Genomic DNA, 7,739 nt, shown 5'->3' on the forward strand with positions numbered 1-7,739 from the left:
CCCTCACCCCCCGCGAGCGGGAGGTGCTGAAGCTGATGGCCGAGGGATGTTCAAATACGGCCATCGCCCAGCGCCTCATCGTCAGCCAGGGTGCCGTCGCCAAGTACACCACCAGCATCTTCACCAAGCTCGACCTCACCCCGGCGGACGACAGCAACCGGCGGGTGCTGGCCGTGCTGGCGTACCTCAACGGCACCCGGGCCGACGTCGGCTGACCCGGACGCCACACACGACGGTGCCCCCGGTCGGTCGACCGGGGGCACCGTCGTGTGTGCGGGTTGCCGTCACTCGACGGCGACGGCGGCCTCCGCCGGCCGGGAGAGCATCACCCGGCGGCCCGGCAGCACGGTGGCGGCGAAGGCGAGCACGGTCGCGCCCGCCACCACGGCCAGGTAGATCCAGATCGGTCCGGAGGGCACCGGTCGGCCCAGCACCACGATGCTGAACGGCATCAGCGTGGCGATGGAGGCGATGGTGCCGAGCACCACCCCGATGACCGCGACCATGCCCGCCTCCACGCTGAGCATCTGGAGGGCCTGCTTGCGGGTGGCGCCGATGAGCCGCTGCATGCCCAACTCCCGGCGTCGGCCGGCGGTCGCCACGATCAGGGTGTTCGCCACCGAGATCATCGTGTAGCCGGCGACCAGGGCGACGAGCAGGTAGTTGACCCAGGCCTGCGTCTTGGTCCGTTCGGCGAACGTGGTGATCGCGTCCCGTCCCTCGATCATGGTGCCCGGCTGGTTGGCGACCTTCTCCCGCAGGCTGGCCGTCAGCGCGTCCCGGCTGGTGCCGGGCTCGGCGGTGACCAGGATCTGCCGGGACAGGCCGGTCGTGCTGTGCGCGGCGAGCAGGTCGGCGGGGAGCAGGATCGTCTCGAACCCCTTCTTCGCCGGGTAGAGCGCCACCACCCGCAGGTCCACCGCCGAGCGGTCACCGAGCCGCAGGGTGATCTGGTCACCGACGCCGACGTTGAGGTTCTTGCCGGCCACCTCGGGCAGCGCCACCGTGTCGCCCCGCAGGTCCCCCAGGTTGCCGTCGCTGGTGCGCACCCCGGTGATGCCGGCGGCGCTGGCCCCACTGACCCCCTGCAACGGCCAGGGCGACTCGACGTGCGACCCGTCGTACGGCTTGTTGATCCAGCCGGCGCTGGTCACGTACGCCGACGCCTCCTCGACGCCCGGCGCGGACCGGATCGCCTCCACCGTGTCGGCGGGGAAGCCGCCGGTGGTGGAGCTGAGCACCAGGTCGGCCCGGAGGTTGTCCGAGTAGTAGCGCTCGGCGGCCTCGTTCTGGGTGGTCTGGAGGTAGAAGTTGGCCACCGCCAGCGCCACGGCCAGCATGATCGGGGTGACCGCGGAGGCCACCCGGACGGCGCGGGTGCGGACGTTGACCGTGCCGAGGTAGCCGGCGAGGCCGAAGAACGCCCGCACCGGCAGGCTGAGCACACCGGCCAGCAGCCGGGTCAACCCCGGGCTGATCAACGCGATCGAGATCGCCCAGCACATCACCGCCGGCCCGGCGGTCGCGGACGCCACCGCGCCCTGCATCACGATCGCCGTCACCAGGATCAGCGCGAACCCGGCGGCGAAGAACAGGATGGAGAACACCACCCGGGGCCAGCTCACCCACTTGCGCTGCAGGGCGGCCTCGGCGATGCCGGCGGTGGGCTTGGTCTTGGAGGGGCGACGACCGGCGACGTAGGCGGCCACCATGGCGGCGAAGATGCCGATCGCGGGCGCGGCCAGGTAGGGGATGAAACCCTGGTGGAACTGCACCACCGGCGAGATGACCCCGGCGTCGGAGACGATGTCGTAGAGCAGCGGCCCGAGGAACACCCCGGGCGCGCAGCCGAGGATCGCCGCACCGACCGCGACGACGAGCGCCTCACGGCGCACCATCGCACGGATCTGCCGGGGCGTCGCGCCGATCGAACGCAGCAGCGCGATCTCCTTCTGCCGCTGCTGCACCGACAGGCCCAGCGTGCTGGCGACCACGAAGATCGCCACGAAGACCGTCATGCCGGCGAACACCCCGGAGAGCGGGATGAGCTGCGCCTGGCCGCCGACCGCCTCGGGGAACTCCGCCGCGCCCCGGTCGTCGCCGGTGAGCACGACGAGCTTGCGGTCGGCGAGGGTCCGCTCGATCCGGTCGCGCAGCGCGTCCAGATCGGTGCCGGGCTTGGCCAGCACACCGATCGCGTCCGCGGTGCCGGTGTGCGGGTTGAGCCGCCGCTCGTCGTCGTCGGAGAAGAACAGCGCCGACTGGCTCAGCTCACCGGGCGGCGCGGCGATGCCGGTCACCTGGAAGGACGACTGGACCCCACTGACCACGACGTCGACCCGGTCGCCGACCTTGATCCGGGCCAGCTTGGCCACCGTCCGGTCCAGCACCACCTGGCCGGCCTGGGCCGGCGGCTGCCCGTCGAGCCGGTACGGCCCGAGCTGCGCCGACTCCCACCGGTGGCCCAGCGACTGCGTCCCGACGATCACGGGTGCGCCGTTGCGGACGACGGTGGCGGCGAACGACGCCTCGGCGACCGCCCGTTCGACCCCGGGCACGCCCTGGATCTTGCCGACCAGCCCCGGGTCGATCCAGTACCGCTCGGCCAGCGGCACCGACTTGATGTTCTTGGTGTCCTGCGGGTCCTTCTTGGGCACACCGTAGGTCTGCTTGCCGCTCACCACCACGTCGGCCGCCGCCAGCCGCTGCGGCGGGACGGCCATCCGGATGCCGGTCTCCATCAGCCCGCCACAGGCGACGATCAGCGCCACCCCGAAGAAGACCGCGATGAACGTCGCGATGAAGGCGAGCTTGCGGTAGCGCAGGGTGCGCCACGCGAGGTACGTCATCAGAAGCCACCCCTGCCGGTGGCCTGCGGCGCGCGGTTCTGCTGCCATGCGGTCAGGTGGGTCATCCGCTCGGCCACCACGTCGGCGGTCGGCGCCTCCAGCTCACCGATGAACTGCCCGTCGGCGAGGAACAGCACCCGGTGCGCGGCGGCGGCGGCGACCGGGTCGTGGGTCACCATGATGATGGTCTGGCCACCGCTGGAGACCGTCTCGCGGAGCAGTTGCAGCACCTCGATGGTGGTCTGGGTGTCCAGCGCGCCGGTCGGCTCGTCGGCGAAGATGACCGCCGGTCGCATGATCAGCGCCCGCGCGATCGCGACCCGCTGCTGCTGACCGCCGGACAGCTCGCTCGGCAGGTGCTTGCGCCGCTCGGCCAGGCCCACCCGGCCCAGCACCTCCACCACGGAGTGCCGGTCGGGCCGGCGGCCGGACAGCCGGAACGGCAGGCCCACGTTCTGCTCGACGTTGAGCGCCGGCATCAGGTTGAACGCCTGGAAGATGAAGCCGACCCGCTCCCGGCGCAACCGGGTCAGCTGGTTCTCGTTCATGCCGCTGAGTTCCTTGCCGTCCAGCACCACCGAGCCGGACGAGGGCACGTCGAGCCCCGCCGCGCAGTGCAGAAAGGTGCTCTTGCCGGAGCCGGACGGCCCCATCACGGCAGTGAAGCTGCCCCGGGGGAAGCTCATTGTGACGCCCCGTAGCGCGTCGACGCGGTTGTCGCCGCGTCCGTACGTCTTGCGCACGTCGTCGAGCCGCACCGCGTCGGCGCCACTGGTCGGCGTCCGCCGGTCCTTGTTTCTGTCCACCTCATGCTCCCCGCAAAAGAACGTCGCCGAACGGCGGTGGGTACATGTTTCACGGTATGGATCGGGCCGTTTGCGCTCAATGGAGCTAATGACCCGAAGGGGTGGGCCTAGGCCCACCCCGGAATCGCCACCTCTGACGAGCTCAGCTCGCCTGGACCGCCGACTCCCACTGCGGCCAGGAGCGCTCGGCGCCGCCCGGCGCCACGGCGAGCAGCCCGGCCCCGGCGGCGTCCATCGGCAGGCCCAGCGACAGCTCGGTACGCCGCCGGACGTTCAGTTTCCGGTAGACCCGGGTCAGGTGCTGCTCGACCGTGCTCACCGTGATGTAGAGCTTCTTGCCGATCTCCCGGTTGGTGTGGCCGAGCGCGGCGAGCGTCGCCACCCGCTGCTCGGCGTCACTGAGCCGGGACATCTCCTCGTGCTCCGGCGGGGTGTCCGGGTCGTCGGCACCGGCCGCGTCGCCCCCGGGCAGCAGCCGGCGGCACAGCGCCTGCGCCTGGATGTCCTTGGCGAGCTGCATCGCGCTGCGGGCCACCACCCGCGAGGTGTTGAACTCGCCCCGCCCGTAGTGCGCGCTGCTGAGCGCGGCCAGGGCCAGGAAGAGCTGGTAGCGGTCGCCGGACTCCTGGAGCAGGTTGGCCGCCTGCCGCAGGGTGTTGACCCGCTGCTTCACGTCCAGCGCGGAACCGAGCAGCCGCAGCGAGATGCCCCGGGTACGGGCGTTGTCGGCACCGGGCCGGGAGAGCTGCTCGGTCACCATGCCCCGGGCCCGGTCGGGCCGGCCGGAACGCAGGTAGACCTGGGCCAGGTCGCCACGCCAGGGCAACAGGGTCGGCAGGTCCATGCCCCACTGGGTGGCCAGCTGCCCGCAGGTCTCGAAGTCGGCCAGTGCCGCGTGCACCCGCCCGCCGGCCAGGTGCAGGTGACCCCGGGCCCGCAGGTACATCGGCCAGAACCAGGTGTCGCGCATCGCGTCCGGGATGACGTGCTTGAGCTGCGCCTCGGCCTCGTCGAGCTTGTCCATGCCGATCTTGGCGAGCAGCATGTTGGACAGCGGTGAGCCGATCGCCACGCCCCAGTTGTGCGGGGACATCGCGTCCAGCGCCTCCCGGGCGAACCGCTCGCTGAGCGGCAGGTCGCCCTGGCGCAGCGCGATGTGCGAACGGACGTCGGACAGGATGGCGTGCCAGGTGGTGGCGCCCCGGGCGCCGGCCTCGGTGCCGAGCACGTCGCACCAGTGCACGGCGCGGTCCATCCGGTCGGCGTAGACCAGCGTCTGGAGGGCGCACAGCGCCGACTCCAGCCCGACGTCGACCAGCAGGTGGCTGCCGAGCACCTGCTCGGCGCGGGCGATCACCTCGTCGGTCACCCCGTCGGTGAGTACGGCGGTCAGCGACGGGGTGGCCGAGCCGAGGGAGCCGTCGGAGCGGACCGGGGCGCCGGCCGGCGTGGCCGTCGGGCCGACGTCGGTGCTGGCGTCCAGCTCGGCGAAGGCGACCGGGAAGTGCAGCCGTAGCCACTCCGCGCACCCCTCCAGCTCGGCGGCGGTGGTGGCGTCGAGCTGCTGCCGGGTGTCGCGCAGGTGCCGCAGGGTCTCCTGGGCGTCCGCCCGGTGGCCGTGCCAGAGTTGGTAGCGCAGCAGGGCGGCGGCGTGCCGTTCGGAGAGGTGACCGGCCCGCAGCGCCTCGCGCTGCGACTGGAGGTGCTGGCTCACCGCCGCCGGGTTGACCCGCCACTGGCAGGCGGCCAGCATCGCGGTCAGCGCCGCCCGGCGCGGCTCGTCGTCGCACATCTCGTGCGCCAGCTTGAGCGACTCCACCGCGTCGTCGACGCGGTCCTCGGCCAGCGCGTGGGTGGCCGAGTCCTGGAGCACCGTAATCGCCCACGGTTCGGCCAGGCCACCCGCGGCGAGCAGGTGTCCACCGATCGCCGGCGCCGGGGCGCCCTCGGCGTGCAGCAGTTCCGCCGCCCGGGCGTGCATGTCGGACAGCGCGTCCGGGGTCAGGTCGTGCAGGACGGCCGCCCGCGCCGCCGGGTGCCGGAATCGGCCGCCGTGCAGCAGACCGGACATGGTCAGCGCGTTGAGCACCCACTGGACCCGGGCCGGCTTGGTGTCCAGCAGCCGCGCCAGCAACGCCGGGGTGGCGAAGTCACCGAGCAGGGCCAACCCGTGGGCGGTCTCCAGGATGGTCGGGTCCCAGCGGCGCAGGCAGGACAGGACGGCCTGGCGGAACTGGTCGCCGACGGCCACCCCGGTGGGCTCGGTCGACCCGGCGACCCGCCGGTCCTGGCCGAGCGCGTGCAGCAGCAACGGGTTGCCGCCGCTGACCTCGTGGTACGCCGGAGCGAGCGCCGTGGCCGTCTCGTCGTCGGTCCAGCCGCGCAGCAGATCGGCGACCCCCGCCTCGGACAGCGGTGACAGCTGGATGTTGCAGAAGCTCGCCTGCCGGCTGATCTCGGCCCGGAACTCCGGGTGGAACGGCTGCGGTTGCGGCGACTCGGTGAGCACCACCAGGATCTGCGCGGCGGTGAGCCGGCGCTGGAGGTAGAGCAGGGTGTGCAGGGTCTGCTCGTCGGCGAACTCGACGTCGTCGACGAGCAGCACGAGCGGCCGGTTGCGGGCGATGTCGAGCAGTTCGACACACATCGCGTGCACGGCCCTGATGTCGGCGTCGCCCTCCGTGGCGACGCCCTCGATGTCGACGAACGCGCCGATGCGCCGCATCACCTCGGCCGGCAGCGTCACGCTGTGGAACAGCTGCCCCATCACGGCCGCGGGCAGCAGGCGTTCGGCCCGGGAGCAGGCGGCGCGCAGCACCAGCCCGCCCGCCGCGCCGACGTGGTCGGCGAAGGCCCGCAACAGCTCGGTCTTGCCCGTGGCGCCGGGGCCGCTGATCAGTGCGACCCGCCCCCTGCCCGTGGCACTGTCGGAGTAAAGGCCCCGCAAGATGTCAAGCTCGCGGCTTCTCTCCACAAAATCCACCCGTCTCCCCCCAGGTCAGCGATGAGGCATCGAACGGGCGCTGCCGACTCCGGGCCAGGCCCCCCGACGAAACCGTTCGGCTCGATGCCACGCGGCCACCGGGACCCACCCGGTCACCGGCCACGTCGGCCGGCAAACCGGGCCTTGCAATGATGACTGCCAATTGATTGATGACTTTCACCGCGTCCCGACGGCGAGCACAGCATACATAGACACCCGTACAAGAGGGTAGTGGGGTGGTGATACTTCGTCACCGATATTACGAGCGGGGATGGCGTTTTGTCGGTTTGTTGTCCCTGGTCGAGAAATTACCACTCGGTAGCAATTACATGATCGAAGAGTCATCGCGACCCCTCCCACCTGCAGGGATGGCTGCAGATTCACCCCTCGACACAGGGCCCTGACCTGGGAAATGACTCCGGCAGAGGTCTCCTACCGGAATTTTTCGGGTCAACTCCCCCGGCTCGCACGGTTACCCCCGACGTCGGCACACCACCACCCACCGGACGAGAGGCAGCGAATCGGGCAATCTACTCTTGAGCAAAAATTGAGTTTCGGGGAGAAGACGACCCTATTACAGAAGCAATTCATAAGCCACGGTCAATGCTGTCACCCATGCGACAAGCCGAGGGCCGCACAAATGCGACTCACCGGGCCACAAAGTAACCGCAGGTTGGCCGGCCGTTGAAATCCGGTCACCGGCCGGGAGTTAGGGGTCGCTTCCGGGTATGCGCCGGCCGGCGCTGCCGCCACGCTGGAGGCATCCGAGGGCAGTGACGCGAAACACGGTTTCCCAGCGTCGCCGCCCCCAGCCGAGGAGGAAAGCGTGGACGATCTCACACGGGTGAGCAGCGCGCGGCGGTTCAGCGGCGTTCGCGGCGACGACCACTTCGACGTCGTGCTCGAGGGTGGCCCGGTCGGGCTGACCGCCATCGAGCGGGCCCACAGCGCGCCGGCCGGCACCGGCCGGATCAAGGTGCCCTACCTGGGTGGCTACGAGCACTTCGAACGCTCTGGTGACCACGACGGCCTCAACGACGACGCCTCACAGGTGGTGGTCTTCCGCTGGACCATGCGGACCAAGATCGCCGAATGACGGCA

5 protein-coding genes are annotated in these 7,739 nt (G+C 71.0%); 2 read left to right on the forward strand and 3 right to left on the reverse strand.

Annotation, left to right across the window (positions count from 1 at the left end; all coding sequences use genetic code 11):
- Positions 1–215 (forward strand): response regulator transcription factor (locus ACOJTC_RS12035; RefSeq protein WP_420116909.1); only part of this gene is annotated, 215 nt, incomplete at its 5' end.
- 69 nt (positions 216–284) lie between these two features.
- Here ACOJTC_RS12035 and ACOJTC_RS12040 read toward each other — a convergent pair.
- From ACOJTC_RS12040 to ACOJTC_RS12050, 3 genes are all read right to left on the reverse strand, one after another.
- Positions 285–2,849 carry an FtsX-like permease family protein gene (locus ACOJTC_RS12040; protein ID WP_204928154.1) on the reverse strand — a complete coding sequence of 855 codons (2,565 nt, stop codon included), beginning with the start codon at positions 2,847–2,849 and terminating at the stop codon, positions 285–287.
- Positions 2,849–3,655: an ABC transporter ATP-binding protein gene (locus ACOJTC_RS12045; RefSeq protein ID WP_357935698.1), complete on the reverse strand. Its 807-nt coding sequence runs from the start codon at positions 3,653–3,655 to the stop codon at positions 2,849–2,851. The genes ACOJTC_RS12040 and ACOJTC_RS12045 overlap by 1 nt, the downstream gene beginning before the upstream one ends.
- Positions 3,656–3,797: 142 nt before the next feature.
- Positions 3,798–6,638 (reverse strand): AAA family ATPase, encoded by a 2,841-nt coding sequence (locus tag ACOJTC_RS12050; protein ID WP_420116910.1) that lies wholly within the window; start codon positions 6,636–6,638, stop codon positions 3,798–3,800.
- 826 nt (positions 6,639–7,464) lie between these two features.
- On the opposite strand from ACOJTC_RS12050, the gene ACOJTC_RS12055 reads away from it, so the two are divergent.
- Positions 7,465–7,734, forward strand: coding sequence for a DUF5988 family protein (locus tag ACOJTC_RS12055; RefSeq protein ID WP_420116911.1), 270 nt, complete (start codon positions 7,465–7,467; stop codon positions 7,732–7,734).
- Positions 7,735–7,739 lie beyond the last annotated feature (5 nt).

Origin of the sequence: Micromonospora sp. (assembly GCF_048594385.1) — a bacterium.
Lineage (GTDB): Bacteria > Actinomycetota > Actinomycetes > Mycobacteriales > Micromonosporaceae > Micromonospora > Micromonospora wenchangensis.

What these genes read in the sequence shown, in the direction of transcription:
- ACOJTC_RS12040 (WP_204928154.1), bottom strand. Translation starts at nt 2,849, where the DNA reads ATGACGTACCTCGCGTGGCGCACCCTGCGCTACCGCAAGCTCGCCTTC.